Below are 24745 nucleotides of genomic sequence, written 5' to 3'. Positions count from 1 at the left end.
CGACGTCATCACCGGCCTCGTGCCGGTGATCTCGATCCAACAAGCGCGTCGCTCCACATGATCGGGATGGCCGGCACGAGGCCGGCCATGACGTGGTGAATGTCATCCCCGGCGAGCGAAGCGCAGATCCGGAATCGCGCGTCGTTCTGCAATGTCATCCCGGGCTCCGCTGCGCGGCCCCGGGATGACATTGCAGAACGACGCGCAACGCCGCTCGCCAGTCCTTGAAACGTTGTGGTTATGGATGCCCGCCTGCGCGGGGATGACAGCGTTGAGCTTCAACGCTTCGTCGGCGGATGATCCCGGAACGGCTCACGCGGTCCGGGATGCCGCCCTGAAACCATGCCGACACGCCGCGTCGGTGCTGCCAAAGCCATTCGCTCCTCACGGATCTCTACCCTCCAACGGAGTTCTTTCGCGAGAACAAATCATGAACATACTCGACCAGATCACCGAGGCCGTCATCCGGCGCGGGGATCTTGCCCATCTTGCCCTGTTCGTCTGGGCAAGCGGAGCGTCCACCTTGCTTGCCATGACCCTGCGCGACTTGTTCGCGGCCAACCGCCGGTTCGATGCGTTCGTGCGCGAGCTTTCGCTCTTCAACCGCCGCCATTCCGGAGATTCCCCATGATCCGTTCCACACCCCGCGTCCCGCGCCGGCCCAGGGCCGCGCGGGAGGGGCAGCACCAGGCGCAGCACCGCGCTGCGCTAAAGCATCGGACCCAAAAGTGCACCGCACTTTTGGGATCTATCCGATGCTCCTTCTCTTTGCCGGCGCATCGTTGGGCGCGGAAAACCGGATCCACTTTTCCGCACGATGCGCTGGTGTTCCGCGATTTCGTGCGCCAGCTCGAAAGGCTGGATGCGGGCGCCAAAAGGCCGTCGCGCGGAGCATTGCGATGAAGCCCGTCCTTGCGACGGTCCGCGAGCGCAAGTTCCTGGCCGAGCCGCCGAGCGCGGTCGATGCCGACGGCGTCTTCGAAGGCTATGCCAGCCTGTTCGGCCTCGCCGATCTCGGCAAGGATGTAGTCATGCCGGGCGCCTTCGCCGACAGCCTGAAAAAGCGCGGCGTGCGCGACGTGCGGCTGCTCTGGCAGCACGATCCGGCACAGCCCATCGGGCGCTGGATCCTCATCCAGGAGGACCGTCGGGGCTTACGCGTACGCGGCAAGCTCAACCTCGCCGTCGAGCGTGCGCGGGAAATCCACGCCCTCATGCGCGACGGCGCCGTCGACGGGCTCTCCATCGGCTTTCGGGTTGAGCGCGCAAGGGCCGAGCGGCCGACCGGGCTGCGGCGCCTCGAGAAGCTCGACCTGTGGGAGATCTCCGTCGTCACCTTCCCGATGCTGCCGGATGCGCGCGTCGAGACCGTGAAAGAGACCCCGCCCCGGCTCGCCGCCAGCATCCGCAAGGCGGCGGTTCGACTATTTTCCTGAACCTAGTCCTTGGGAGCGCGTTACCAGATCGCCCGCAAGAATGCGGAAGGCTGCGGGCCCTGTCCTGAACCGGAAGGTGTCTTGTCTCCGCGCGTCTTGGGAGGTTTTCATGAAGAAGCTTGCTTTCGTTGCGCTCCTTGGTCTTGCGGCGGCTGCCTGCACCACCACGGAGGAGCGGGTCGGCGGCGCTGCGGTCGGCGCAGGCGTCGGAGCTGTGGCGGGACCTGTCGGCGCTGTCGCCGGCGGTGCAGTCGGTGCGGTGACCGGACCGACGGTTGCACGGTCGGCGCGCAACACGGCACGGCGCATGTAAGCGTTCCCCTTAACGGGGAAATAAACGGGCCCGCCCTCCGGCGGGCCTTTTTCGTTGGAGCATCGGACCTGAAAGCAAACCCCGCCGTCAGGGGCCACCCGATGCTTGTTCCAAGCAATATCTTTCAAACCGATTGATTGTGATGATCCCAGTTGTTCAAACCAAATCCGCATCCGACGACGTCGCTTCGGCGTTCGAGGATTTCGCCCGGGCCTTCGAGGCCTTCAAGGACGCCAACGATACGCGTCTGTCCGAGATCTAGACGAGGCTCTCCGGCGACGTGGTGACGGACGAGAAGCTCGCCCGCATCGACACCGCGCTCGACGACGCCAAGCGCCGCCTCGACCGTCTTTCTCTCGACCGCTCGCGTCCGCCGCTCGGACGCGACGCCGACGCCGCGCGCGATCCGGCTAAAGGAGAGCACAAGGCGGCGTTCCATTCCTATATCCGCACCGGCGAGGCCGCCGGCCTGAAGCGGCTCGAGGAGAAGGCGCTCTCCGCCGGCTCCGGCCCTGACGGCGGCTATCTCGTGCCCGGCATTGTCGAGAGCGAGGTCCTGCGCCGTCTCTCCGCCGTCTCCCCGATCCGCGCCATCTCCTCTGTGCGGGTGATTTCCGGAGGCCAGTACAAGCGTGCCTTCTCGACCACGGGTCCGGCGAGCGGCTGGGTCGGCGAGACGGCGGCGCGGCCGCAGACCGCAAGCCCGACCCTGTCCGAGATGAGCTTTCCGGCCATGGAGCTCTATGCCATGCCGGCGGCGACCCAGACCCTGCTCGACGACGCGGTGGTCGATATCGACCGCTGGATCGCCGAGGAGGTCGAGGCCGCCTTCGCCGAGCAGGAAAGCACCGCCTTCGTCAACGGCGACGGCGTCAACAAGCCGAAGGGCTTTCTCGATGTCGACCAGGTCGAGGAGGAGATCTGGGAATGGGGACGGCTCGGCACGGTGAATACCGGCGGGGCGACCTTCCCGGCCGACAATCCGTCCGATGTGCTCGTCGACCTGATCTATACCCTGAAGGCGGGCTATCGCCAGAACGCCTGCTTCGTCATGAACCGCAAGACGCAGAGCGCGATCCGCCGCTTCAAGGACGACAACGGCCAGTATCTCTGGTCGCCGCCCGCGAGCCTCGGCCAGTCAGCGACCCTGATGGGCTTTCCCGTGGTCGAGGCGGAGGACATGCCGGACATCGCGGCGAATGAATGCGCCGTCGCCTTCGGCGATTTCAAGCGCGGGTACCTGATCGTCGACCGCGCCGGCATGCGCGTGCTGCGCGATCCGTATTCCGCCAAGCCCTACGTGCTGTTCTACACCACCAAGCGCGTGGGCGGCGGCGTGCAGGACTACGCGGCGATCAAGCTGTTGAAGTTCGCGGCGTAAGGCTCGGTTGTCATCCCCTGGCCTTAAGGCGGTTGGGAATGACCCCCTCACGCTGTCATTCCGGGGCGCACTTTTAGTGCGAGCCCGGAATCCATAATCGCTAACGATGCAGAAATAGGTGCGACACTGCCCGTCCTTCCTGGGAGGTCGTGTTTATGGATTCCGGGCTCCGCTGCGCGGCCCCGGAATGACAGTGTTGTGCGCTTTCAGGTCTTGGTCAGCGTCGTGCCGGTGATCTCGATGCGAAAGGCGCGGCGTTTTTCCCTATCGGGATGGCCGGCACAAGGCCGGCCATGACGTGGAGATTACGGGACAAAGGTGTTCAATTCCCCGCCCATGACCCGTTGGCCGAGTCGAGACTACGCATGCTCGACGTGATCCAGCGGAGGTGCTCGGCGATCGGGGTGACGGCCGTCAGGCCGCCGCAGGCGCTCGCGCGCTGGCTGCGCAGCGGTCCGCTCGACCAGCTCGTGATGCCGTAGAGCCGGTAGCCCGCGGACGTGGTCGCAAGGATCGGGCCGCCGGAATCGCCGCGGCAGGCACCGGCGCCCGTCGTCTCCGCCAGCCGGCTGCGGTCGACCACGATCAGCACCCGGTTGGCGACCTCGATGGGGCCGAGCGACACCAGGTTGGTCTGGCGCAGCGTGCGGGCCGTGCGCCGTGCGCGCTCGTTCAGCACGCCGAAGCCGGCGATCGTCACGTTGTCGCCGACATCGATCCGGCCCGCCTGGGCCGGATCGAGCGGCATGTATTCCGCTCCGAGCGGCCGATCGAGCTTCAGGATGGCGAGATCGATGCCGGGCTGCGTGCGCGGCGTCGTGCCCGGCACGAAGGTGGGATGGATGGCGAGCGCGGCGACGTTGAAGCGCTGCGGCCGGAATCCCCGGCTGAGGGCGCCGACCCGGTAGGCGGCGCGATCCGTCACGCAATGGGCGGCGGTGAGCACGAGATCCGGCCCGACGATCACGCCCGAGCAGAGCTCGCCGAGGGAATTCTCGATGGAGACGACCGAGCGCCTCAAGCCGTTCGGATCCCTCGAGGCGGAGCCCTGCAGGATCGCCCAGGCCGGCTGCGCGAAAAGGGTGGTGACGGCAAGGGCGAGGACGGGCAGGGCGCGCATGGGGTTCCGATGCCGTGAGGGGGGGACGGGGAACGTAAGGCAAGAACTCGGTCTTCACGATAGTTCCGTTCCCTTATGATTTTCTAACGGCGGCACAAAGGCATGATAGTGACCGGCCTGCTGTCGAAGGAGCTAGTTCCCGGCCCACAAGGCTGCCCGGTTCCAGCCTTTCAGGGTGCGGTCGATCCAATCGCGCTGCGGGCCGACCAGAATGCCCTGCGTCACGCCTCCGCAGCTGCGGCCCCTGGCCGGCGAGGACCAGCTCGTGATCGCCGCGACCGCCGCTCCGGAGGCCATGGGCCCGCCGGAATCGCCCTGGCAGGCGCTCGCCGTGCCGGATCCTTCCGCCCAGAGCAGGATGCGGCTCGGGCCGTAGGGCTCGACCGCGGTCAGGGACGCCGTGCGGAAGGTGCCGGAAGTCTTCGCATCGCCCTCGCGGGACAGCCCGTAGCCGCCGACGACGACGGGCGTATTCTCGGCGACCTTCGCGGCGGTCAGCGTCGCCCGCTCGAAACGGCCGGGCAGGGCCTCCGGGATGCGCACCAGGGCGAGATCGACGGAGCGCTGCCGGGTTTCGATGGCTTTCGCGTTGTAGCCGGGATGCACCGCCTTTGCGGCGGGCACGATCAGCTCCGGTTGGCCGGCCTCATCGCGAAAATGCACCCGGTGCTCGGCGGCGCCCGTGACGCAATGGGCGGCGGTGAGCACCACGTCCTTCGCCAGCACCACGGCGCTGCAGACGCCGCCGTTCGAGCTCAACACCATCACGCTCGCGCGGGCGAGGGGACCGTCGTCCTCTCCGCCGCCGACGATGGCGTTCGCTCCCGGCGCGCCGAGGGCGAAGGCATAGGCAAGCGCAAGACAGAGCGTGACCAGACGTTTCATGACTTCGAAGGATTCCTGTTCAAGATGATTCCCATATTCATCGGAGGCCCCGCCGTCGAGCCCGTAACGCTTGCCGAGATGAAGGCCTATCTACGTGTCGATGAGGACGACGGCACGCAGGACGAGCTGATCGCGGGCCTTGTCAGGGCCGCCCGCCTGACCGTCGAGGCGGCCTCGCGGCGGATCCTGATCGAGCAGCAATGGCGCGTGGTGCTCGAAAGCTGGCCCGCCGGCGGGACGGTTCTGCTGCCGCTCTCGCCGCTGATCGCGGTGGAGCGCATCGCGGTGACGGATGCAGCCGGCACGGCTGTGGACCTGCCGTCCGATGCGTTCGAGGCCGATCTCATGAGCGACCCGCCGCGCATCGTCGTGCTCGATCCGGTGCAGCCGGGCAGAAAGCGCAACGGCATCTCCATCGCCCTGCGCGCGGGCTACGGCGCAACGGCCGAGGCGGTGCCGGCGACGTTGCGGCTCGCGATCCGCATCCTCGTCGCCCATTGGTTCGAGAACCGCGGCGATGTTGCGGGCGAGCAGATCCTCCCGCTCGAAGCGCTAAGCCTTGTCGCGCCGTTTCAACGGGCGCGGTTGTAGTGATTGTTTTTCCGCTGTCATCCCGGGGCCGCGCAGCGGAGCCCGGGATCCATAACCGCTACCATTGCAGAAGGAGGCGCGACGTTGATCGCCCTTTCTTGAGACGTCGCGTTTATGGATTCCGGGCTCTCGCTACGCTCGCCCCGGAATGACAATGGGAATCTGACTTCCATCCCAAAGACATTGCCATGAAAACCAAATCCCTTTCCATCGGCGCGCGGGCGCGCCGGTTCGTGCTCGAATTGCCGCTCGAACAGCCCGACGGGTTCGGCGGCGTGATCCGCACCTATGCGCCGGGCCCGCAGCTCTGGGGCGCTATCGAGATGCGCTCCGGCACGGAGCGCGTGCGCGCCGATCGGCCCGAGCAGAGCCTGACGCATCGCATCACCCTGCGCTATCGCGAGGGCGTGACGGGCGCCATGCGCCTGACTTCGGGCCTGCGCCGCTTCGCCATCCGCGCGGTCGCCGATCCCGACGGATCGAAGCGCGATCTCGTCTGCCTCGTCGAGGAGATGCGGGCATGACGAGCCCGGTCCTGGCCTTGCGCCGCGCGATCCTCGATGCGGCCTCCGCTGACGCGGATCTGCGTGCGCTCATGGGCGGATCCTTACGTCTCTATCACGAACCGCCGCGCGCCGCCGAGCCGGTCTATGCGCTTCTCGGCGACGTGAGCGCGAGCGACTGGTCGACCGATCTCGACCGCGGCCACGAGCAGAGCCTGAGCCTCGTCGTATGGTCCGAGAAGGGCGGGGCGCGGACGGCGCTCGCCGTCGCCGAGCGTTTCGCCGCGCTTCTCGACGATGCGCCGCTTTTCCTCGAGGGCCACCGCCTCGTCAACCTGCGCGTCACCGCGCTTTCCTCCGCCCGCGACAAGGACACGCAACTCACCCGCGTCACCTTGAGCCTGCGGGCAGTGACGGAGGTAGCGTGACGAGATGGTGCCGCTTATTCCCTCCCCCTTGCGGGGAGGGGCAGGGGTGGGGGTGGTATGACTGGGTGAACGAAAGCGAAGCGATGCGCAGGTTCACCTCTCCTTGAGGGACAGGTCGGACCGTAGGTCCGGGTGAGGGGTTACAGCCTTATCCGGAGAGCGCTCTCCGCTCACCCTCGCTGAGCTCGACCTCTCCCCCTGCAAGTCGGGTGTTCCCGACTTGCACGACAAAAACGGATCTCGGAAACATCCGAGATCCGGGGGAGAGGTGGGCTGTAGCTGCGCCGATGCTTGCTGGATCGGATGCAGCTTTCTGACTTTCCAACCCCCACCCTTCGTCCCTCCCCGCAAAGGGGGAGGGAAGAGCACGGCTCAACACACGGACCCTCTTCTTTCCCTCACAACAAAGGACATCCCATGCCTGCTCAGAAGGGCAAGGACCTGCTCATCAAGATCGGTGACGGCGGCACAGGCTTCGTCACCGTGGCGGGCCTGCGCACGCGCCAGATCGTGTTCAATGCCGAGACCGTGGACGTGACCCATGCGGAATCCGCCGGGCGCTGGCGCGAGCTTTTGGCCGGTACCGGCGTGCGCCGCGCGTCGATCGCCGGCTCCGGCGTGTTCAAGGACGAAGCCTCCGACGCGCGCATGCGCCAAGTCTTCTTCGACGGCGATATTCTCACCTATCAGGTCGTCATTCCCGATTTCGGCCGCATCGAAGGCCCGTTCCAGATCACGAGCCTGGAATATCGCGGCGACCATGCGGCCGAGGTGACTTTCGAGATGGCGTTCGAGTCGGCGGGTGCGCTTGCGTTCGTGGCGATGTAGCGGAATGCGTATCGGTGCAGCGGGAATAACACTCCCCACGTCATCACCGGCCTTGTGCCGGTGAGCTCGATCGGAGAAGCGCGGTGCTTTTCAGCATCGGGATGGCCGGGACAGACCCGGCCATGACGATGACAGCTGGGAAAACGAAGGACAATCAATGCCCAACAGACGACGGGGCGAGGTGGCGCTGCAGCTCGGCGACATGCGCTACACCCTCTGCCTCACTTTAGGCGCGCTCGCGGAACTCGAAGATGCGTTCGGCGTGCAGGATCTCATGGCGGTCGCCGAACGCTTCGGTACGGGGCGTCTCAAGACCCGCGACCTGCTCACGCTGCTCGCCATTGCGTTGCGCGGCGGCGGTCATGCAATGAGCGATGCGGAGGTGGCGAACCTGCCGCTGCACGAGGGTATCGAGCCCGTGGCAACGGCGCTTGCCGATCTTCTCGTCACGACCTTCGGCGGAGGCGATGCCGCACCAAACCCTCCGTTATCCCAGGAGGCGAGCGCGAGCCTCACGCCTTCCCCTGGGATGACGCGCTGATCTTGGGCTTGAGCATCCTGCGGTGGAGCCCGGAAACCTTCTGGCGCGCGACGCCGCGCGAATTGCTGGCGGCCTGGGAGGGATGGTGCGGCGGGCGAACGAACGAGCCTGCGTCGAGCGGCGATCTCAGGCGGTTGATGGAGGCTTTTCCGGACTAGTGAAAGCAGCTCCGGGGTGCTTCCTCTCAAGACTCGAAAGCATCACTGATGGAAGACCACGCCTTTCCGCTTGAAGCATGCGACTGCGAGATCCTCCTGCAGATCGTCCCGTTGATGCGAGGCAGGGCGACCGGAAACGTCCGATTTTGCTTCTGCCTTGCAATGCTCGAAAATAGGCTTCCATTTTTCATCGGACATCGTGATGTCGCCAACATACGTGACGCCTTTCAGTTTCAAGCACATGTTGTAAAGCTCGAACTGCCTGTACCCCACGATCGTTTTCGTGCTTGCCGATGCTGTCGCCTTTTTCGCTTCGTAGAGGCATTCGTCGTACATCCGGCTCACTTGAGCGGAGCTAAGGCCGGGTGTCTTGTAGATCGACCTCGTTGGCGGGGCGCTGACACAGGCGCCCTGCGCGCATAGCGCGAGCACGGCTAGGGTCAGCTTAACCTTCGATAAGAAAGATGGAAGTGAGGCCATTATGCCAGATGACCCTTTCAAGCAGAAACTCGACGAGATTCGAGATGACAAGAAGCAGGCTGTACAGCAGCTCAATACGCTCATCGGTCTTTCCGATCGTTTCGGCGAGTCTTTGTCGAATGCATTCGCAAAGAATATCTCGGAGGGCAAGAAATTTGATAACGTTCTAAAAGATGTGCGCAGGACATTCACGGAATTTGCCCTTAAGGCTGCCATGGCTCCACTACAGATGGCGCTCACCCGTGGCATGCAAACACTGATGGCAGGTTTGTTCGGCAATGCATTGCCGATGGGGGCCGATCTGTCCGGGGCGGGGCAAAGTCTGAGCGGTGGTTTGTCGTCTCTTCTCGGCTCCCTGTTCGGCTCCGGCGGCCCTGCTCTGGCCAAGGGCGGCGTGGTCTCGCGCGGCATGCTGATGCCGTTCGCGAAAGGCGGGGTGATCGGCGCGCCGACTTATTTTCCGCTCGAGCGCGGGCTCGGCCTCATGGGCGAGCAGGGCGCGGAGGCGGTGATGCCGCTGGCGCGCGGGCCGGATGGGCGGCTCGGCGTTCGCACGGGCGGAGGCGGGCGGCCGGTCTCGGTGATCGTGAACGTCACCACGCCGGATGCGGACAGCTTCCGCCGCTCCGAGGCGCAGGTCTCCGCCGCCCTGGCCCGGGCCGTGGCGCGGGGCCAGCGCGGGATGTAAGACCTGCGCCTATTACAAACCACAACCTCCTGAGGATGAGGTGCATGGATAATTAACGGCCGTTTCGCTCAGCCGCCCGGGCGGTCGAGCATCGCCATGATCTCGTCCTTGATCTGCAGGCGACGACGCTTGAGCTCCTCCTCGGCCTCGTCGGTCTGGGGCTCCACCCGGGTTTCGACCCGGTGGATGGTCCGGTTCAGCTCGTTGTACTCGTCGTAGAGCCGCGCGAAGCGGTTGTCGCTGGTCTTGAGCTGGTGAATCCGGTCGCGCTTGTCGGGAAAGTCTGCCGCGAGGTCGTTGGGAGCGTTGCTCATCGCCTGCCGTCTCCTTGATGGGGGGCTTTCCGGGGTCAACGCCACCCCCATTCTTTCGTTTCAGGAACATTGACTTATCATGGCCTCCGATTTCCACGAGGTCCGCTTTCCGCTCGATGTCAGCCTCGGCAGCCGAGGCGGGCCGGTGCGGCGGACCGATATCGTCACGCTCGCCTCCGGCCGCGAGCATCGCAACAGCCGCTGGTCCGGCTCGCGCCGCCGCTACGATGCGGGGCTCGGGATCCGCACGCTCGATGCGCTGCACAGCGTCATCGCCTTCTTCGAGGAGCGGCGCGGCCGACTCTACGGTTTCCGCTTCCGCGACCGCACCGACTGGCGCTCCGGCCCGCCTTCGCGCGAGCCGACGCCGCTCGACCAGCGCATCGGCACCGGCGACGGGCAGAGCCGGAGCTTCCCGCTCGTGAAAGCCTACGGCTCGTCCTTCGCGCCCTACAGCAGGGCCATCGTCAAGCCCGTGGGCGGCACGGTGCGGGTCGCCGTCAACGGCATCGAGCAGGCTGTGGGCGCGCAGGTCAACTGCGATCCCGCGACCGGCCTCGTGACCTTCGTCGCCGCACCGCCTGGCGGCGCCGTCATCACCGCGGGCTTCGCCTTCGACGTCCCGGTGCGCTTCGACACGGACGAGCTCGACATCGACCTCTCCACCTTCGACGCCGGCGGCATCCCGCAGATCCCGCTGATCGAGATCGTTCCATGAGCCCTCTCCACGTCATCACCGGCCTCGTGCCGGTGATCTCGATCCGTGAAGCGCCACGCTTTTTCTAGTCGGGATGGCCGGGCCAGTCCCGGCCATGACGTGAGGCTGACACAGGACTGTCATCCCGGGGCCGCGTAAGCGGAGCCCGGGATCCATAAACGCTGACGATGCAGAGCCACACGCGCTCGTATTGTCTTGAGCCGTCGCGGCTATGGATCCCGGCCGGCGCGGGGATGACAGCGCCGGGCTTCCCAGTTCGAAATCCAACCTCTGAAACAAGCGATCATGCGCAATATCCCCCCAAACCTCGCCGCCCATCTGACCGACGGCGCGACGACGCTCTGTCATTGCTGGAGGCTCGTCCGGCGCGACGGCACCGCCTTCGGCTTCACCGATCACGACCGCGATCTCGTCATCGGTGGCACGACCTATGCGGCGCGTTCCGGCCTCGAAGCGGCGGAGGCAAGTGTCGAACTCGGCTTCGCCGTCGGCGGCGGCGAGGTCGCGGGCGCGCTCGTCTCCGCCGGCATCACCGAGGACGACATCGCATCGGGCCTCTACGACGATGCGAGCGTGGAAACCTGGCTCGTGAACTGGAGCAACGTGGAGGAGCGCGTACTGCTCGATATCGGCTCCATCGGCGAGATCAAGCGCACGGATGGCAGCTTCGTCGCGGAGGTGCGCGGGCTCATGCACCGCTTCGACGAGGAGCGCGGGCGGCTCTTTCGCGCCACCTGCTCGGCCGATCTCGGCGACGAGCGCTGCGGCATCAATCTCTCCTCGTCGAGCTATTCCGACACGGGAACGGTCACGGGCACCGACGGCGCCCTGACCATCGCCGCCTCCGGCATCGGCTTTGCGGACGGGTGGTGCAAGGCCGGCAAACTCACCTGGGTCAGTGGCGACAATGCCGGCATCTCCGTCGAGATCAAGGTTCACCGGGCCGCCTCGGGCACGGACGAGTTCGACCTGTGGCAGCGCGCGCCGCAGGCGATCAAGGTCGGCGATACGTTCCGCGTCACGGCGGGCTGCGACAAGGCTCATGCTACGTGCCGGAAGAAGTTCGCGAACGCCGTCAACTTCCGCGGCTTCCCGCACATGCCCGGCAACGACTTCATCATCCGCATGCCGCAGCAGGGCGAGCCAGGATTGGATGGCGGGAGCTTCTTCAGGTGATGACCACGGATAACCCCAACCTCTCCACAGCCTCATCCTGAGGAGGACCGTCAGGTCCGTCTCGAAGGACGAGGCGTCTCCAGTATTCTCTGGATCCTCCTTCGAGACGCCGCTTCGCGGCTCCTCAGGATGAGGGTTGTTTGTTTGCAAGCGACCTTTGAATCATGCCCCAGCCCCATCTCATCGTCGCCGAAGCCCGCTCGTGGATCGGCACGCCCTACCGTCATCAGGCCTCGCTCAAAGGCGTCGGCTGCGATTGCCTCGGACTGCTGCGTGGGATCTGGCGAGAGGTCATGGGCACGAAGCCCGAGCTGCCGCCGCCATACTCGCCCGATTGGGCGGAAGCCGGAGCCGACACGCTCGTCGCGGCGGCGCGAAAGCATCTCGTCGAGATCGAGTGCGCGCAAGTCCAGGCCGGCGACGTGCTGCTCTTCCGCTGGCGCGAGACCATGCCCGCCAAGCACTGCGCCGTCGCAACGTCGCCCGATACCATGATCCACGCCCATGACGGCGCGTCGGTCGCCGAGGTCGCGTTCCGTCCCTGGTGGCGGCGCCACCTTTCCCATGCATTCCGCTTTCCGGATACAGTCTGATGGCCACCATCGTTCTGCAAACAGTCGGTTCCGTCGTCGGCGGCATGATCGGCGGGCCAGTGGGGGCGATGGCCGGGCGGGCGCTCGGCGCGCTCGCGGGCGCGGCCATCGACAACGCGCTTCTCGGCGGCGATGCCACGAGGCATGTGGAGGGGCCGCGCCTGAAGGACATCGACGGGCTCACCTCCACCGAGGGCGCGCCGATCCCGCGGGTCTACGGGCGTGCGCGCATCGGCGGCCAACTCATCTGGGCGACGCGCCTGGAGGAGGCGGTGAACACGGATGTCGACCGCTCCAGCCAGGGCGGCAAGGGCATGGGCGGCGGGCCGAAGACCGTCACCACCACCTATTCCTATTTCGCCAATCTCGCGGTCGGCCTGTGCGAGGGCCGCATCGCCTTCATCCGCCGCGTCTGGGCCGATGGGCGCGAGCTCGATCTCAGCACCATCGCCATGCGCGTGCATGCGGGCAGCGAGACTCAAGATGCCGATCCGCTGATCGTGGCGAAGGAGGGCGTGCAATATGCGCCGGCCTATCGCGGGCTCGCCTACGTGGTGTTCGAGCGCCTGCCGCTCGCCGATTTCGGCAACCGCGTGCCGCAATTCTCCTTCGAGGTGATCCGCCCCGTCGACGGGCTCAACCGCATGGTGCGCGCGGTCTGCCTCATTCCGGGCGCGAGCGAGTTCGGGTATGACGTGAAACCGGTGATGCAGGTGCTCGATCTCGGCAAGACGAGACCCGAGAACCGCCATCAATGGCAGCGCGCGAGCGATGTGACGGCCTCCCTCGATGCGCTGCAGGCCCTGTGCCCCAACCTCAAACGCGTATCGCTCGTGGTGAGCTGGTTCGGCGACGACCTGCGCGCCGGTTCATGCCTCGTCGAGCCGCGGGTGGACGTGAAGACCAAGAATACCGACGGCGCCACCTGGTCCGTGGCCGGGTTGACGCGCGAGGACGCGAAGGCGGTGTCCCTCACCGACGGCTCGCCTGCCTATGGCGGCACGCCCTCCGACGAATCCGTCAAACGCCTGATCAAGGATCTGAAGGAGCGCGATCTCGACGTCGTGCTCTATCCCTTCGTGATGATGGACGTGCCCGCCGGCAACTCCCTGCCGGATCCCCACGGCGGAACCGGCCAGCCGCCCTATCCCTGGCGCGGGCGCATCACCTGCGATCCCGCGCCGGGCAGGGCCGGCACACCCGACGGCACCAGTGCAGCGGCGACGCAGGTCGAACGCTGGTTCACGCGGGCTGCGGGCTTCAACCGCATGGTGCTGCATTATGCGGATCTTGCGGAGGAGGCGGGAGGCGTCCGGGGCTTCATCCTGGGCAGCGAGCTCGTCGGCCTCACGCGCGTGCGCTCGGCCTCCGGCGTCTATCCGGCGGTCGCGCGGCTGCGGGCCTTGGCGGCGGAGGTGCGTGCGATCCTGCGCGCGTCGACGAAGATCGTCTATGCCGCCGACTGGACGGAATACGGCGCGCATGTTCTCGACGGCGGCGGCGAGGTGCGCTTCCCCCTCGATCCGCTTTTCGCCGACGACGACATCGATGCGGTCGGGATCGATTATTATCCGCCGATCTCCGACTGGCGCGATGCGCCGAACCATGCCGATCTGGCATCGGCGCGCAGCGTCAACGACGTCGATTACCTGCGCGGGCGGCTGGGCAGCGGCGAAGCGTTCGACTGGTACTATGCCACTTCATCCGAGCGCAATGCGCAGACGCGCCGGCCGATCACGGACGGAGCCTACGGCAAGCCGTGGGTCTTCCGGCAGAAGGATCTCGTCTCCTGGTGGTCGAACCGGCATACGGAGCGCGTAAACGGCGTCGAGATCGGCGCGACCGCATGGCAGCCGCAATCGAAGCCGATCTGGCTCACCGAGATCGGCATTCCCGCCGTCGACAAGGGGCCGAACGGACCGAACGTCTTTCCCGACCCGAAATCCTCGGAATCGGCCTATCCGCCGTTCTCCCGCGGCGTGCGCGACGATCTCGTGCAGGCGCGCGGGCTGGAGGCGATCCTCTCCCGCTTCGACCCGGCCCAGCGCGGCTTTGCGGCCGAGTACAATCCGGCCTCGACATCCTATAACGGGCGCATGGTGGACCCGGACAACATCTTCGTCTGGGCCTGGGATGCACGGCCGTTTCCCGCCTTCCCCGATTTCGACATCGTGTGGTCGGACGGCGCCAACTGGGAGACCGGCCACTGGATCACGGGCCGGATCGAAGGCGCGACGCTCGACCGGCTGATCGTGCGCATCCTGCGCGATTTCGGCTTTGCCGATCCAGGTCCCATTCCCGTCGACGGTTTCGTCGACGGCTATGTGATCGACAGGCCGATGTCCGTGCGCGGCGCGTTGGAGCCGCTGCTGCGCCTGTTCGGCGTCGATGCGGTGGCGCGTGGCGGCGCCGTCGCGTGGCAGGGCCGCGGCGGTCGCGCGGTCGCGCACCTGACGAAGGATAATCTCGTGCTCGGCGACAAGGAGCCGTCGCTCAAGCTTACCCGCGCGCAGGAGACCGAGCTGCCGCAGCAGGTGGAGGTGGGCTTCACCGAAGGCGATACGGATTACCGTCGCGCCGCGGTGGCCTCGCGCCGCCTGTCCGGCGCGAGCCGGCGGGAGGCGAGGGCGGACAGCGCCGTCGTCACCCGCCGCGCCGAGGCGCAGCGCCTCGCCGATACCTGGCTGCAGGATCAGTGGGCGGGGCGCGAAAGCGCCGAGTTCGAGCTGTCGCCCCGGCGCATCGAGCTCGAGCCGGGCGACGTGATCGCCGTGCCGACCGATGCGGGCGAGAAGCTGCATCGCATCGTGCGCATCGCCGACGGGGCGACGCGCAAGCTCAGCACGCGCGCGGTGGAGCCCGCCGTGTTCGAGCGGCCGGGCTCCTTCATCCCGCGTCCGGTGAAGCGTCCGCCGCCGGTGCCCGGCAAGCCGCTCGCGGTCGTGCTCGATCTGCCGGTGGCGCTGGGCGATCCCGCCGCCCTGCAATATGTGGCGGTCGCGGCGAATCCGTGGCCGGGTGCCATGACGATCTGGCGTTCCGGCAACGGCGCGAGCTATGCGCCCTATCACATCCTGGATCTTCCCGCATTGGTCGGGCGGACGACGACGACGTTCATGCCAGGGCCACTCTGGCGCTGGGATCCGCGGGCGGTGCTCGACGTCACCTTGTCCTCCGGCGCGCTGAGCTCCATCGATGACGAGGCGGCGCTTTCAGGGCGAAATCTGTTCGCGCTGCAGGGCGCCGACGGCCGCTGGGAAATGTTTTCCGCCGCGCGGGCCGAGCTGATCGGCGAGCGCAGCTATCGCCTCTCGCGATGCCTGCGCGGCCTTGCGGGCTCGGAGCCTCAGGCCGCACGCACGGTGCCCGCAGGGGCGTTGCTGGTCAAGCTCGACGAGGCCGTCGCACCTCTGACAACGAACCTGCAGGATCTCGGCCAGACCTGGCGCTACCGGATCGGTCCCTCCGGTCGCGACCACGCGGATGCGTCCGTCACGGAGATCGTCGCGACGGTGCCGCGCGAGGCGCTGCGGCCGTTTGCTCCCGTGCAGGTCGCGGCAAAGCGCGAGGCGGCGGGCATCCGCCTCGCATGGACCCGCCGCACGCGCCTTAACGGCGACGGATGGGACGCCATCGACGTTCCGCTTGCCGAAGATGCGGAAAGCTACGAGATCGACATTCTCAGGGCCGGCGTGGTCGTGCGGACGCTCACGAGCGCGCAAGCCTCGCTTCTCTTTGGCGCTGCCGAGGAGATCGCCGATTTCGGCGCGCCGCAATCCGCGCTCAGCTTTCGCGTCGTGCAGATGAGCGCCGTTGCCGGACGCGGCTTCGAACGGCTCGTCACGTTTCCCGTGCGCTGACATCCGCCACGTCATGGCCGGGCTCGTCCCGGCCATCCCGATCCGAAAAGCGCTGCGCTCTTCCAATCGAGATCACCGGCACGAGGTCGGCGATGACATGGGAGGGTGTTGTCACCACCGATTTTTCCATGCCCTTCTCGGAGCCCATCCCGATGTCATCGACACCCCATCTCGCCCTGCCGCTCATCGCCGCGGCGCAGGCGCAAAAGCATGTCACCCACAACGAGGCGCTCGCCGCTCTCGATGCGCTGGTGCAGCTTGCCGTCAAGGAGCGCGGCCGCAATGCGCCGCCGGCCTCGCCCACGGAAGGCGACCGCTACCTCGTCGGCACCGAGGCCACCGGCGCCTTCGCCGGCCAGGCCGGCCATATCGCGCTGTTCGATCTCGGCGCCTGGCGGTTCTTCACACCGCATTCCGGATGGCTCGTCTACGTGGAGGCGGAGGATTTGCTCGTCCTCTTCGACGGCGCGGATTGGAAGGCTGTGGGTGCCATCCCGGAGGAGATCCACAACCTGCAGCGGCTCGGCCTCGGCACGGTCGCCGACGGCCTGAACCGTCTTTCCGCGAAACTCAATGCGGCTCTGTTCGCGGCTTTGTCGGAGGCGGAGGGCGGCACCGGCGATCTGCGCTTCGTGCTCAACAAGAGCGCCGAGACGGACGTGCTCTCGCAGCTCTACCAGCGCGGCTTCAGCGGCCGTGCGGAAACCGGGTTGATCGGCAGCGACGACTTCCGCATCCGCGTCTCGCCGGATGGAAGCGAATGGCGCGACGCGCTCCTGATCGAGCGCGCGAGCGGCGTCGCATCGTTTCCCTCCGGCGTTGCCGCCGTGCCGCGGCCGAACCTTCTCGTCAATGCCGGGTTTCTCGTGAACCAGCGCCGGTTCGCAGGCGGGTCGCTCGCTGCGGGCAGCTACGGCTTCGACCGCTGGCGGGCAGGGCCTTCGGGCTGCACGCTCAGCCGCGCGGCCGATGGCACGATCACCCTGTCCGGAGCCGTCGAGCAGGTCGTCGATGTCGCCCAGGCCATAGCGGAGATCGGAATAGCGAACTTCGCGGGCGCCGCGCTGACCCTGTCGATGGAAGATCCGTCCGCGCCGCTGCCGGTTCTCATCGGCACGAAGGCCGCGACGATCCCGGCAGGCCCCGGCCGCCGCTCGGCGAGCGTGACGCTCGAAGCGGGGGAAACCGGCAACGTCCTCGTGCGCCTGCAGCCCGCCGGCACCTGCACGTTCAAGCGCATGAAGCTGGAGGTGGGATCCCATGCGACCGCCTGGGCGGGGACCACGCTCGAACTCGAGGAGTTCCGCTGCCGGCGCACCTTCCAGCGGCTGCCGGTCAGCACCGGGACGACGTCGGTCCTCCTGGCGGTCGGACAACGCATAGGGGGTACCATGATCGACCTTCCGGTCGCCCTTCCGGTTTCCCTGAGGGCCGATCCGGTTATCGTGACGAGCGGCTTTGCCTGGTCGAACGGTTCGCCGACCGGCAATCAGGTCTCCTTCTTCAACAACAGTGCCGCGAACTGGGCTTCACTGACCGGAGCGCTGACACTGACGAGCGTGACCTTGCCCAGTGCCTCGGGCATGGTCTTGAGATTTCAGGCCGGAACGTCCTTCAGCGGGGTGGCCGGCGCCGTGGGGCATCTGCATTTCGGCAGCCAGGCCTTCATCGCGCTTCAGGCGGAACCATGAGGATCGCCCGTGACCGGTTTCCCATCGCAATTCGAGAATGCCGTCGGTCTCGTGCTGCAGCATGAAGGCGGCTTCGTGCAGCATCCGAGCGACCCGGGCGGAGCGACCAATTTCGGCATCACGCATGCGACGTTGGCACGGGCGAGGGGGCATCCCGTCTCCGTCGACGACGTTCGCAACCTGACGCGGGAGGGGGCCATCGCGATCTACCGGCGCCTCTATTGGGATGCCGTGCGTGCGGAGGAATTGCCGCCCGGTCTCGATCTCGCCGTCTTCGATCTTGCGGTTCATTCGGGTCCGCTGCGGGCCGTACGGCTGCTGCAGGCCGTCCTCGGCGTCGAAGCCGATGGGATCGTCGGACCGGTGACGCTCGCAGCCGCCCGGCGGGCCGATGTCCCGCAGGCGATCGGCCGCCTGACATCCATGCGCCTTCGCTTTCTTCGCCGCCTCGCCACCTGGCCCGTCTTCGGTCGCGGCTGGCAGAGGCGGGTTCTGGGCACCGAGCGGGAGGCTCTCCGGCTCGCGTCCCCTTCATCCACCGACTGAAAGGATATTCTCCATGCTGGATACCAAGACAATTTTCGCCAGCCGCACCGTCTGGGCGAACCTGATCGGGCTTGCCGCTCTGGTGCTCGGCCTCTTCGGCTTCGACGGCTCGGCGCTGACCATGGGCGCCGTCGAGGAAGCGCTCGTTCAGTTCCTCGCGGCGGGCAGCTTCATCGCCTCGACGGTGTTCAGAATCCTGGCTACGAAACAGATTCTGAATTAGAAGCATTTTCAGGGGGTTGGAGCCGGCTCCCGTCCGGGGCGGCATTCAGAATTTGTTCATTGCGGCAAAGGCATGGTTTTTTCATGCGTCTGGTTTGGCTGGTCATAGGGCTCTGGGGGATCACGGGGGCGGCGCAGGCGCAAAGCGCGTCGGCAGCCCTCGAGAATTGCCTGCCGCCCCGCGAAATGCAGGAAGCTGTGGCCGCCAAAGGCGTCGTCGCACCGGCCTCCGCCGTCATTACGGCGCGGCGCCAGGTTCCCGGCGCCGACGTGGTCAGGGCGAGCCTGTGCCGCAAAAGCGACGCCCTTGTCTATGTGATCATGGTCTTGCAGAAGGACGGTCGCATCGTGCAAGTGATGATCGACGGCTCCTCCGGGCGTGTGAAGTCCGTTCATTAAAGAAAGCTCGAACCGTGCGCCTACTCGTTGTCGAGGATGACAGAACCCTCAATAAGCAGATCGTGACGGCCCTCGAACAGGCGGGCTACGCGGTCGATACCGCCATGGACGGCGAGGAAGGGCAGTTCCTCGGCGAGACGGAGCCCTACGACGCCATCATCCTCGATCTCGGCCTGCCGAAGGTGGACGGCGTCTCGGTCCTGACCGCCTGGCGCCGCGAGGGGCACAAGACCCCCGTCATCATCCTCACCGCCCGCGACCGCTGGAGCGACAAGGTTCAGGGCTTCGATGCGGGCGCCGACGATTACGTAACGAAGCCCTTCCATATGGAGGAGCTTCTCGCCCGCGTGCGCGCCCTGCTGCGCCGCTCCACCGGCCACGCCACGAGCGAGATCGCCTGCGGCCCGGTGAAGCTCGACACCCGGTCCGGCCGCGTCGCGGTGGACGGCAACCCGGTGAAGCTCACCTCGCACGAGTACCGGCTCCTGTCCTATCTCATGCACCATACCGGCCGCATCGTCTCGCGGGGCGAGCTGACCGAGCATCTCTACGATCAGGATTTCGATCGGGATTCGAACACCATCGAAGTCTTCATCGGCAGGCTCCGCAAAAAGCTCGGCGTCGACATCATCCAGACCGTGCGGGGATTGGGCTATCTCCTCGACGCGGGCCAGACCAAGACGTGAGCGGCTTAGCCTCGTTCGCGCGCCGTTTCGCGAGCCGGCCCATTGCGGTCCGCCTCGCGGTCTCTTCCGTCTTCTGGAGCTTCGCGATCCTGCTGATCGCGGGGCTGATCCTGTCGACGCTCTATCGCGACAACACCGAGCGCGCCTTCGATCAGCGGCTCCTGGTCTACGCCAACACGCTCGCCTCCAATCTCGTCGGCCCCGGCGACCCGGACCGGGACCTCGGCCCCATCGGCGATCCCCGGTTCGAGCTGCCGCTGTCGGGCTGGTACTGGCAGGTGGCGCGGCCCAATGCGGCGCTCGGCGAGATCCGCTCCTCCAAGTCTCTCTTCGGCGGACAGCTGCCGAACCTCACCTCCGGCGACAATCGCTTCGGCCAGATCCGCCGCGGCTACGGCAAGGCGCCCGACGACCGCTCCTTACGCATCATCGAGCGCGACATCGACCTCGGCGAGGACGGACGTTACATCATCCGCGTCGCCGGCCCCGCCGACGAGATCGACGCGGCGGTGCGGGACTTCATCTTCGCGCTCACCGTCACCTTCGCGCTTCTCGGCATGGCGCTGGGATTCACGACGCTGCTGCAGATCCGTTTCGGTCTGCGCCCGCTCGCCAATCTGCGCAGCGCATTGGGCGCCATCCGCCGCGGCGAGGCGGAGCGTATCGCCGGCGAATATCCGCGCGACATCTCGCCTCTCGCAAGCGAGTTGAATCTCCTGCTCGACACCAACCGGGAGATCCTGGAGCGCGCCCGCACGCAGGTGGGCAATCTCGCCCACGCGCTCAAGACGCCGCTCAGCATCATCATGAACGAGGCCGAGAATGCGCCCGAGGAGGTCGCCGCCCGGGTTCGCGAGCAGGCGACGACCATGCGCGATCAGGTCAACTACTATCTCGACCGCGCGCGCGCCGCGGCGCTTGCCGGAACGCTCGGAACGCTGACCGAGGCGGAGCCCGTCATCGCCGGGCTCGCGCGTACGTTCGCGAAGATCTATCGCGACAAGGATCTCGCGGTCGAGCTCGCGATTCCGCCGGATCTGCGCTTCCGCGGCGAGAGGCAGGACCTCGAGGAGATGGCCGGCAACCTCATCGACAACGCCGCCAAATGGGCCGCCCGCAAGGTGGTGGTTGCAGCCGAGATCGTGCGTGAGGACGACCGGTCGCGTTTCCTCCTGCTCATCGACGACGACGGCCCGGGCCTGCCGGAAGCGGCGCGGGAAGAAGTCCTCAAGCGCGGCCGCCGCCTCGACGAGACGAAGCCCGGTTCGGGCCTCGGCCTGTCCATCGTCAGCGATCTCGCAGCCCTCTATCGCGGTTCCCTGCGGCTCGACGCCTCACCGATGGGCGGCCTGCGGGCGATCCTCGAACTCCCCGGGGACAGGGGCGCACCCTAGCGCATCGTGCGGACCCAGAGGGCCGCGTCAGCGACCCGAAGGGCCACGCCAGTGAAAAGTGGATCCGGTTTTCACTGGCGTGGCCCGCTGGGTCCGCACGATGCGCCAGCCAAAAAGAGGAGCATCGGACCCAAAAGTGGAATCCACTTTTGGGTCCGATGCTCTAAGGACTTTTACGCGTGACACCGTGCCACCGTCGTGCTTCACGGTGGGACGCGATATTTAGGATTTTATGGTGATCTGGATCATCCTTCTGGCGATGACGGCGGCAGCCGTGATGGCGGTGCTTTGGCCGCTGTCGCGTCATCGTGCCGTGTCGGCACAGGTGGATCCGGACACACAGTTCTACCGCGAGCAGATCGCCGAGATCGAGCGGGACCGGGCGCGCGGCGTGCTGATGCCGAGCGAGGCGGAGGCCGCCAAGGCCGAAGCCGGCAGACGCCTCCTGCGGGCGACGGGCGGCCGCGGCAACGGATTTGCCGCCGTCGGCGAGCCGGCCCTGCGCCGCCGCCGCGCCGCTTCGACCCTCGCCCTGTCGATCATCCCGATCCTCGCGCTCGCCACCTACGAGATCTATGGCTCGCCGCAATTGCCGAGCCCGTCGGCGCCGGCGCAGCGGGCGGACAACGTCGATCTCATGACGGCCGTCGCGCAGATCGAGACGCATCTCGCCAAGAACCCCCAGGACGGGCGCGGCTGGGAGGTCATCGCTCCGGTCTATGTCCGCATGGGTCGGATGGACGATGCCCTGAAGGCCTATGAGGCGGCGATCCGCTATCAGGCGCCGGATGCCGACCGCTTCGCGAATTACGGCGAAGTGCTGGTCATGGCCAAGGATGGGCTCGTTTCGGCGGAGGCTCAGGGAGCGTTCGAGCAGGCCGTCAAGCTCGATGCCGGCTCGCCCAAGGCGCGCTTTTATCTCGCCCGCGCCGCCGCCCAGGACGGGCAGGTCGAGAAGGCAAAGGCTGCCTATACGGAACTCCTGTCGGCATCTCCGGCCGATGCCCCCTGGGTCGATGCGGTGAAGCAGGAACTGGTCGCCCTCGGCGCGCCGCCTGCGGAAGCCGGGCAGGGCGCGACGTCCGGGATCGGGCCGGAGGCGATCGCCGGCATGGTGGCAGGCCTCGCGAGCCGCCTGGAAGCCCAGGGGGGCACGCCCGACGAATGGGCGCGACTGATGCGCTCCTATGCGGTTCTCGGCCAGCGTGATAAAGCGGTCGCCGCAGCCCATCGCGCCAGGGAGGCCCTGGCGCAGGACGCTGCCGGCTTGAAGACCATCGACACGATGGCCGAGGAACTGAAACTGACCGACGCACGGCCATGACGAGAAAGCAACGCCGCCTGAGCCTGATCGGTGTCGCAGGATGTGTCCTCGCGCTTGCGCTCGGGCTCGTGCTCTACGCCATGAACGACACCATCGTGTTCTTCAACTCGCCGGCGGACATCCAGGCCAAGAACGTGCAGCCTGGCACGCGCATCCGTCTCGGCGGGCTCGTCAGGCAAGGCTCCGTGCAGCGCGGCTCCGATCAGCAGATCACCTTCGAGGTGATGGATACGCAGGCGGCGATCCAGGTGAGCTACAAGGGCCTGCTGCCCGACCTGTTCCGGGAAGGGCAGGGGATCGTGGCCGAGGGCGTGCTCGAGAGTTCGCGCGTCTTCCGCGCCGATTCCGTCCTCGCCAAGCACGACGAGAACTACATGCCCCGCGAGGTGGCGGACAGCCTGAAGAAGCAGGGCCACTGGATGGGCGAGGCGAACGCCGCGCCCAAGACGCAATAACGAGACGCAGGTAGCAAGGGAGAGACCTCGTGTTGGTCGAGGCCGGACATTTCGCACTCGCGCTGGCGCTGGGGTTGTCGCTGATCCAGTTCGTCGTGCCGCTCTGGGGCGCGCGCGCCAACGATCCCGTGCTGATGGCCGTGGCGCCTGCAAGCGCGCTCGCCGTGCTCGCCTGCATCGCCTTCTCGTTCCTGGCGCTGACCTCAGCCTATCTGAATTCCGACTTCTCGGTTCTCAACGTCGTCCAGAACTCGCATTCAGCGAAACCGCTGATCTACAAGATCTCCGGCGTCTGGGGGAACCACGAGGGTTCCATGCTGCTCTGGGTGCTGATCCTCGCCTTGTTCGGCGGCGTGGTGGCGCTTTCCCGCAACAGCGTTCCCATGCGGCTCCAGGCGAACACGCTCGCGGTTCAGGCCGCCATCACCATCGCCTTCCTGCTCTTCATCCTCACGACCTCGAACCCCTTCACACGGGTCGTTCCGGCGCCGATGGACGGGCAGGACCTCAATCCGCTGCTGCAGGATCCCGGCCTCGCGATCCATCCGCCGCTTCTCTACATCGGCTATGTCGGTTTCTCGATCTCCTTCGCCTTCGCCTGCGCGGCGCTCATCGACGGACGCATCGACGCGGTCTGGGCGCGGATCGTGCGGCCCTGGACCCTCGGCGCCTGGGCCTTCCTGACGCTGGGCATCGCCATGGGCTCCTACTGGGCCTATTACGAGCTCGGCTGGGGCGGCTGGTGGTTCTGGGATCCGGTGGAGAACGCCTCGCTCATGCCGTGGCTCGCCGGCACCGCGCTCGTGCACTCGACGGTGGTGATGGAGAAACGCGATGCGTTGAAGGTCTGGACGATCCTTCTCGCCATTCTGACCTTCTCGCTCTCGCTGCTCGGCACCTTCCTCGTCCGTTCCGGTGTGCTCACCTCGGTGCATTCCTTCGCGGTCGACCCCGAACGCGGCACCTTCATCCTCGGCATCCTCATCCTCTTCATCGGCGGCTCGCTCGCGCTCTTCGCCTGGCGCGCGCCGATGCTCAAGCAGGGCGGCCTGTTCGCGCCGGTCTCCCGCGAGGGCGCGCTCGTCCTCAACAACCTCTTTCTCGCCACCGCCTGCGCGACGGTGTTCATCGGCACGCTCTATCCGCTGGCCCTCGAGGTTCTGACCGGCGAAAAGATCTCCGTCGGCGCGCCCTTCTTCAACTTCACCTTCCTGCCGCTGATCGTTCCGCTGCTGCTGCTGCTGCCGCTCGGGCAGACGCTCGCCTGGAAGCGCGGCAACTTCCTCGGCACTGCGCAACGCCTCTACGCCGTGTTCGGGGTCGCGCTGCTGGCAACCCTTGCCATGCTCGCGTTCCAGCATGGCGGGCCCGTGGCGGCGCCGCTCGGCATCGGTCTCGGGATCTATATCGTCCTTGGCTCACTCAACGAGATCGTCACGCGCTCCTGGTCCAGAGGCACGCCCCTGTCGGTCGCGTGGCGTAAAGCGCGAGGCCTGCCGCGCTCGGCCTGGGGCACGACGATCGCCCATGCGGGCGTCGGCCTCACGGTCATCGGAATCGCCGCCACCGCCTGGGGCGTGGAGACCATCGGCAGCGTGAGGCCCGGCGAGCGCCTCAAGGCCGGCGATTATGAGGTCCGGCTCGAGCGGGTCATCCCGCGCGTCGAGGCCAATTACCGCGACGATGTGGCCATCCTGACGGTCTTCGGCTCCGGCCGCGAGCTCGGCACCATCGAGACGATCAAGCGGCTCTACGTGACCCGCGGCATGCCGACGACGGAGGCGGGGATCCTGACCACCGGGCTCGGACAGGTCTATGCCAGCATCGGCGAGGTGCAGGCGGATGGATCCATCGGCATGCGGCTCTACCACAAGCCGCTGGTTCTGCTGATCTGGATCGGCTCCCTCGTCATGGCGGCGGGCGGCACGCTGTCCCTGATGGACCGGCGCCTGCGCATCGGTACTCCGGCGCGCGCGAAGGCCGCGCCGCCAAACGCGGTTCCGGCGGAGTAGGGC

At 66.8% G+C, this 24745-nt stretch carries 29 protein-coding genes and 1 pseudogene; 24 read left to right on the top strand and 6 right to left on the bottom strand.

Going from position 1 to position 24745, the window contains the following annotated elements; genetic code table 11:
• Positions 1-8 precede the first annotated feature (8 nt).
• The gene (locus BB934_RS46885) at positions 9-158 is read right to left on the bottom strand and encodes a hypothetical protein (protein WP_157934034.1); all 150 of its coding nucleotides are present in this window, start codon (positions 156-158) and stop codon (positions 9-11) included.
• Between the two features lie 272 nt (positions 159-430).
• On the opposite strand from BB934_RS46885, the gene BB934_RS04595 reads away from it, so the two are divergent.
• The 4 genes and pseudogenes from BB934_RS04595 to BB934_RS04580 all read left to right on the top strand — a co-directional run bounded on the left by BB934_RS04595 (position 431) and on the right by BB934_RS04580 (position 3130).
• Positions 431-631, top strand: coding sequence for a hypothetical protein (locus BB934_RS04595; protein WP_099508576.1), 201 nt, complete (start codon positions 431-433; stop codon positions 629-631).
• A 268-nt stretch (positions 632-899) separates the two neighbouring features.
• Positions 900-1436: an HK97 family phage prohead protease gene (locus tag BB934_RS04590; RefSeq protein WP_099508575.1), complete on the top strand. Its 537-nt coding sequence runs from the start codon at positions 900-902 to the stop codon at positions 1434-1436.
• 109 nt (positions 1437-1545) lie between these two features.
• Positions 1546-1749, top strand: a complete 204-nt coding sequence (locus BB934_RS04585; RefSeq protein ID WP_099508574.1) for a hypothetical protein — start codon at positions 1546-1548, stop codon at positions 1747-1749.
• A gap of 142 nt (positions 1750-1891) precedes the next feature.
• Positions 1892-3130 (top strand): annotated as a pseudogene (locus BB934_RS04580) (phage major capsid protein).
• A gap of 322 nt (positions 3131-3452) precedes the next feature.
• On the opposite strand, the gene BB934_RS04575 reads toward BB934_RS04580, so the two are convergent.
• Together BB934_RS04575 and BB934_RS04570 are read right to left on the bottom strand one after the other, a co-directional pair.
• On the bottom strand, positions 3453-4250 hold the full coding sequence (locus tag BB934_RS04575) for a S1 family peptidase (protein WP_099508573.1): 798 nt from the start codon (positions 4248-4250) through the stop codon (positions 3453-3455).
• Positions 4251-4382: 132 nt separating this feature from the next.
• A complete protein-coding gene (locus BB934_RS04570; RefSeq protein ID WP_099508572.1) occupies positions 4383-5135 on the bottom strand; it encodes a S1 family peptidase in 753 nt (250 codons plus the stop codon).
• 24 nt (positions 5136-5159) lie between these two features.
• On the opposite strand from BB934_RS04570, the gene BB934_RS04565 reads away from it, so the two are divergent.
• The 6 genes from BB934_RS04565 to BB934_RS04540 all read left to right on the top strand — a co-directional run bounded on the left by BB934_RS04565 (position 5160) and on the right by BB934_RS04540 (position 8184).
• Positions 5160-5726 carry a head-tail connector protein gene (locus BB934_RS04565; protein WP_099508571.1) on the top strand — a complete coding sequence of 189 codons (567 nt, stop codon included), beginning with the start codon at positions 5160-5162 and terminating at the stop codon, positions 5724-5726.
• Between the two features lie 188 nt (positions 5727-5914).
• Positions 5915-6250, top strand: coding sequence for a phage head closure protein (locus BB934_RS04560; protein ID WP_099508570.1), 336 nt, complete (start codon positions 5915-5917; stop codon positions 6248-6250).
• Entirely contained in the window at positions 6247-6657 is a 411-nt protein-coding gene (locus BB934_RS04555; RefSeq protein ID WP_099508569.1) for a DUF3168 domain-containing protein, read from the top strand. Before BB934_RS04560 ends, BB934_RS04555 begins: the two co-directional genes overlap by 4 nt.
• Before the next feature lie 417 nt (positions 6658-7074).
• Positions 7075-7485, top strand: coding sequence for a phage major tail protein, TP901-1 family (locus BB934_RS04550; protein ID WP_099508568.1), 411 nt, complete (start codon positions 7075-7077; stop codon positions 7483-7485).
• Between the two features lie 157 nt (positions 7486-7642).
• On the top strand, positions 7643-8026 hold the full coding sequence (locus BB934_RS04545) for a gene transfer agent family protein (RefSeq protein ID WP_099508567.1): 384 nt from the start codon (positions 7643-7645) through the stop codon (positions 8024-8026).
• Positions 8027-8028: 2 nt separating this feature from the next.
• Positions 8029-8184, top strand: a complete 156-nt coding sequence (locus BB934_RS04540) for a phage tail assembly chaperone (protein WP_335645604.1) — start codon at positions 8029-8031, stop codon at positions 8182-8184.
• Between the two features lie 42 nt (positions 8185-8226).
• Here the strand turns inward: BB934_RS04540 and BB934_RS04535 are convergent, their stop codons facing one another.
• Positions 8227-8520 carry a hypothetical protein gene (locus tag BB934_RS04535; protein ID WP_099508565.1) on the bottom strand — a complete coding sequence of 98 codons (294 nt, stop codon included), beginning with the start codon at positions 8518-8520 and terminating at the stop codon, positions 8227-8229.
• Positions 8521-8665: 145 nt separating this feature from the next.
• On the opposite strand from BB934_RS04535, the gene BB934_RS04530 reads away from it, so the two are divergent.
• A complete protein-coding gene (locus BB934_RS04530) occupies positions 8666-9352 on the top strand; it encodes a phage tail tape measure protein (protein ID WP_099508564.1) in 687 nt (228 codons plus the stop codon).
• Between the two features lie 68 nt (positions 9353-9420).
• Here BB934_RS04530 and BB934_RS04525 read toward each other — a convergent pair whose 3' ends face one another.
• The gene (locus BB934_RS04525; RefSeq protein WP_099508563.1) at positions 9421-9666 is read right to left on the bottom strand and encodes a YdcH family protein; all 246 of its coding nucleotides are present in this window, start codon (positions 9664-9666) and stop codon (positions 9421-9423) included.
• A gap of 79 nt (positions 9667-9745) precedes the next feature.
• Between BB934_RS04525 and BB934_RS04520 the strand changes: the two genes are divergently transcribed.
• From BB934_RS04520 to BB934_RS04505, 4 genes are all read left to right on the top strand, one after another.
• Positions 9746-10384, top strand: a complete 639-nt coding sequence (locus BB934_RS04520) for a DUF2460 domain-containing protein (protein ID WP_099508562.1) — start codon at positions 9746-9748, stop codon at positions 10382-10384.
• A 285-nt stretch (positions 10385-10669) separates the two neighbouring features.
• Entirely contained in the window at positions 10670-11560 is an 891-nt protein-coding gene (locus BB934_RS04515; protein WP_099508561.1) for a DUF2163 domain-containing protein, read from the top strand.
• Positions 11561-11724: 164 nt separating this feature from the next.
• On the top strand, positions 11725-12153 hold the full coding sequence (locus BB934_RS04510; protein ID WP_099508560.1) for an NlpC/P60 family protein: 429 nt from the start codon (positions 11725-11727) through the stop codon (positions 12151-12153).
• Positions 12153-16013: a baseplate multidomain protein megatron gene (locus BB934_RS04505; RefSeq protein ID WP_099508559.1), complete on the top strand. Its 3861-nt coding sequence runs from the start codon at positions 12153-12155 to the stop codon at positions 16011-16013. The genes BB934_RS04510 and BB934_RS04505 overlap by 1 nt, the downstream gene beginning before the upstream one ends.
• Here the strand turns inward: BB934_RS04505 and BB934_RS46880 are convergent.
• A complete protein-coding gene (locus tag BB934_RS46880) occupies positions 15994-16161 on the bottom strand; it encodes a hypothetical protein (RefSeq protein ID WP_157934033.1) in 168 nt (55 codons plus the stop codon). The genes BB934_RS04505 and BB934_RS46880 overlap by 20 nt on opposite strands.
• Before the next feature lie 4 nt (positions 16162-16165).
• Between BB934_RS46880 and BB934_RS04500 the strand changes: the two genes are divergently transcribed.
• The 9 genes from BB934_RS04500 to BB934_RS04460 all read left to right on the top strand — a co-directional run bounded on the left by BB934_RS04500 (position 16166) and on the right by BB934_RS04460 (position 24742).
• Positions 16166-17704, top strand: coding sequence for a DUF2793 domain-containing protein (locus BB934_RS04500; RefSeq protein ID WP_157934032.1), 1539 nt, complete (start codon positions 16166-16168; stop codon positions 17702-17704).
• Between the two features lie 9 nt (positions 17705-17713).
• Entirely contained in the window at positions 17714-18250 is a 537-nt protein-coding gene (locus tag BB934_RS04495; RefSeq protein WP_099508557.1) for a glycoside hydrolase family 108 protein, read from the top strand.
• A gap of 13 nt (positions 18251-18263) precedes the next feature.
• Positions 18264-18473 carry a hypothetical protein gene (locus BB934_RS04490; RefSeq protein ID WP_099508556.1) on the top strand — a complete coding sequence of 70 codons (210 nt, stop codon included), beginning with the start codon at positions 18264-18266 and terminating at the stop codon, positions 18471-18473.
• A gap of 83 nt (positions 18474-18556) precedes the next feature.
• Entirely contained in the window at positions 18557-18871 is a 315-nt protein-coding gene (locus BB934_RS04485; RefSeq protein ID WP_099508555.1) for a PepSY domain-containing protein, read from the top strand.
• Between the two features lie 14 nt (positions 18872-18885).
• On the top strand, positions 18886-19557 hold the full coding sequence (locus BB934_RS04480; RefSeq protein WP_099508554.1) for a response regulator transcription factor: 672 nt from the start codon (positions 18886-18888) through the stop codon (positions 19555-19557).
• Positions 19554-20951, top strand: a complete 1398-nt coding sequence (locus tag BB934_RS04475; RefSeq protein WP_099508553.1) for a sensor histidine kinase — start codon at positions 19554-19556, stop codon at positions 20949-20951. Before BB934_RS04480 ends, BB934_RS04475 begins: the two co-directional genes overlap by 4 nt.
• Positions 20952-21183: 232 nt before the next feature.
• A complete protein-coding gene (ccmI, locus tag BB934_RS04470; RefSeq protein WP_099508552.1) occupies positions 21184-22275 on the top strand; it encodes a c-type cytochrome biogenesis protein CcmI in 1092 nt (363 codons plus the stop codon).
• Complete coding sequence (gene ccmE, locus BB934_RS04465) at positions 22272-22730, top strand: cytochrome c maturation protein CcmE (RefSeq protein WP_099508551.1); 459 nt, start codon at positions 22272-22274, stop codon at positions 22728-22730. Before ccmI ends, ccmE begins: the two co-directional genes overlap by 4 nt.
• Positions 22731-22759: 29 nt before the next feature.
• Positions 22760-24742 (top strand): heme lyase CcmF/NrfE family subunit, encoded by a 1983-nt coding sequence (locus BB934_RS04460; protein ID WP_099508550.1) that lies wholly within the window; start codon positions 22760-22762, stop codon positions 24740-24742.
• Positions 24743-24745 lie beyond the last annotated feature (3 nt).

Source organism: Microvirga ossetica (genome assembly GCF_002741015.1).
GTDB classification, from domain to species: Bacteria; Pseudomonadota; Alphaproteobacteria; order Rhizobiales; family Beijerinckiaceae; genus Microvirga; species Microvirga ossetica.
Note: the sequence above shows the minus strand (reverse complement) of the source record. Positions and strands in the feature narration are given on the sequence as shown.

Bases quoted from the DNA above. Each gene is read 5' to 3' on its own strand.
- BB934_RS46885 (WP_157934034.1), bottom strand. From the start codon at position 158: ATGACATTGCAGAACGACGCGCGATTCCGGATCTGCGCTTCGCTCGCC.
- BB934_RS04595 (WP_099508576.1), top strand. From the start codon at position 431: ATGAACATACTCGACCAGATCACCGAGGCCGTCATCCGGCGCGGGGAT.
- BB934_RS04590 (WP_099508575.1), top strand. From the start codon at position 900: ATGAAGCCCGTCCTTGCGACGGTCCGCGAGCGCAAGTTCCTGGCCGAG.
- BB934_RS04585 (WP_099508574.1), top strand. From the start codon at position 1,546: ATGAAGAAGCTTGCTTTCGTTGCGCTCCTTGGTCTTGCGGCGGCTGCC.
- BB934_RS04575 (WP_099508573.1), bottom strand. From the start codon at position 4,250: ATGCGCGCCCTGCCCGTCCTCGCCCTTGCCGTCACCACCCTTTTCGCG.
- BB934_RS04570 (WP_099508572.1), bottom strand. From the start codon at position 5,135: ATGAAACGTCTGGTCACGCTCTGTCTTGCGCTTGCCTATGCCTTCGCC.
- BB934_RS04565 (WP_099508571.1), top strand. From the start codon at position 5,160: ATGATTCCCATATTCATCGGAGGCCCCGCCGTCGAGCCCGTAACGCTT.
- BB934_RS04560 (WP_099508570.1), top strand. From the start codon at position 5,915: ATGAAAACCAAATCCCTTTCCATCGGCGCGCGGGCGCGCCGGTTCGTG.
- BB934_RS04555 (WP_099508569.1), top strand. From the start codon at position 6,247: ATGACGAGCCCGGTCCTGGCCTTGCGCCGCGCGATCCTCGATGCGGCC.
- BB934_RS04550 (WP_099508568.1), top strand. From the start codon at position 7,075: ATGCCTGCTCAGAAGGGCAAGGACCTGCTCATCAAGATCGGTGACGGC.
- BB934_RS04545 (WP_099508567.1), top strand. From the start codon at position 7,643: ATGCCCAACAGACGACGGGGCGAGGTGGCGCTGCAGCTCGGCGACATG.
- BB934_RS04535 (WP_099508565.1), bottom strand. From the start codon at position 8,520: ATGTACGACGAATGCCTCTACGAAGCGAAAAAGGCGACAGCATCGGCA.
- BB934_RS04530 (WP_099508564.1), top strand. From the start codon at position 8,666: ATGCCAGATGACCCTTTCAAGCAGAAACTCGACGAGATTCGAGATGAC.
- BB934_RS04525 (WP_099508563.1), bottom strand. From the start codon at position 9,666: ATGAGCAACGCTCCCAACGACCTCGCGGCAGACTTTCCCGACAAGCGC.
- BB934_RS04520 (WP_099508562.1), top strand. From the start codon at position 9,746: ATGGCCTCCGATTTCCACGAGGTCCGCTTTCCGCTCGATGTCAGCCTC.
- BB934_RS04515 (WP_099508561.1), top strand. From the start codon at position 10,670: ATGCGCAATATCCCCCCAAACCTCGCCGCCCATCTGACCGACGGCGCG.
- BB934_RS04510 (WP_099508560.1), top strand. From the start codon at position 11,725: ATGCCCCAGCCCCATCTCATCGTCGCCGAAGCCCGCTCGTGGATCGGC.
- BB934_RS04505 (WP_099508559.1), top strand. From the start codon at position 12,153: ATGGCCACCATCGTTCTGCAAACAGTCGGTTCCGTCGTCGGCGGCATG.
- BB934_RS46880 (WP_157934033.1), bottom strand. From the start codon at position 16,161: ATGGGCTCCGAGAAGGGCATGGAAAAATCGGTGGTGACAACACCCTCC.
- BB934_RS04500 (WP_157934032.1), top strand. From the start codon at position 16,166: ATGTCATCGACACCCCATCTCGCCCTGCCGCTCATCGCCGCGGCGCAG.
- BB934_RS04490 (WP_099508556.1), top strand. From the start codon at position 18,264: ATGCTGGATACCAAGACAATTTTCGCCAGCCGCACCGTCTGGGCGAAC.
- BB934_RS04485 (WP_099508555.1), top strand. From the start codon at position 18,557: ATGCGTCTGGTTTGGCTGGTCATAGGGCTCTGGGGGATCACGGGGGCG.
- ccmI (WP_099508552.1), top strand. From the start codon at position 21,184: ATGGTGATCTGGATCATCCTTCTGGCGATGACGGCGGCAGCCGTGATG.
- ccmE (WP_099508551.1), top strand. From the start codon at position 22,272: ATGACGAGAAAGCAACGCCGCCTGAGCCTGATCGGTGTCGCAGGATGT.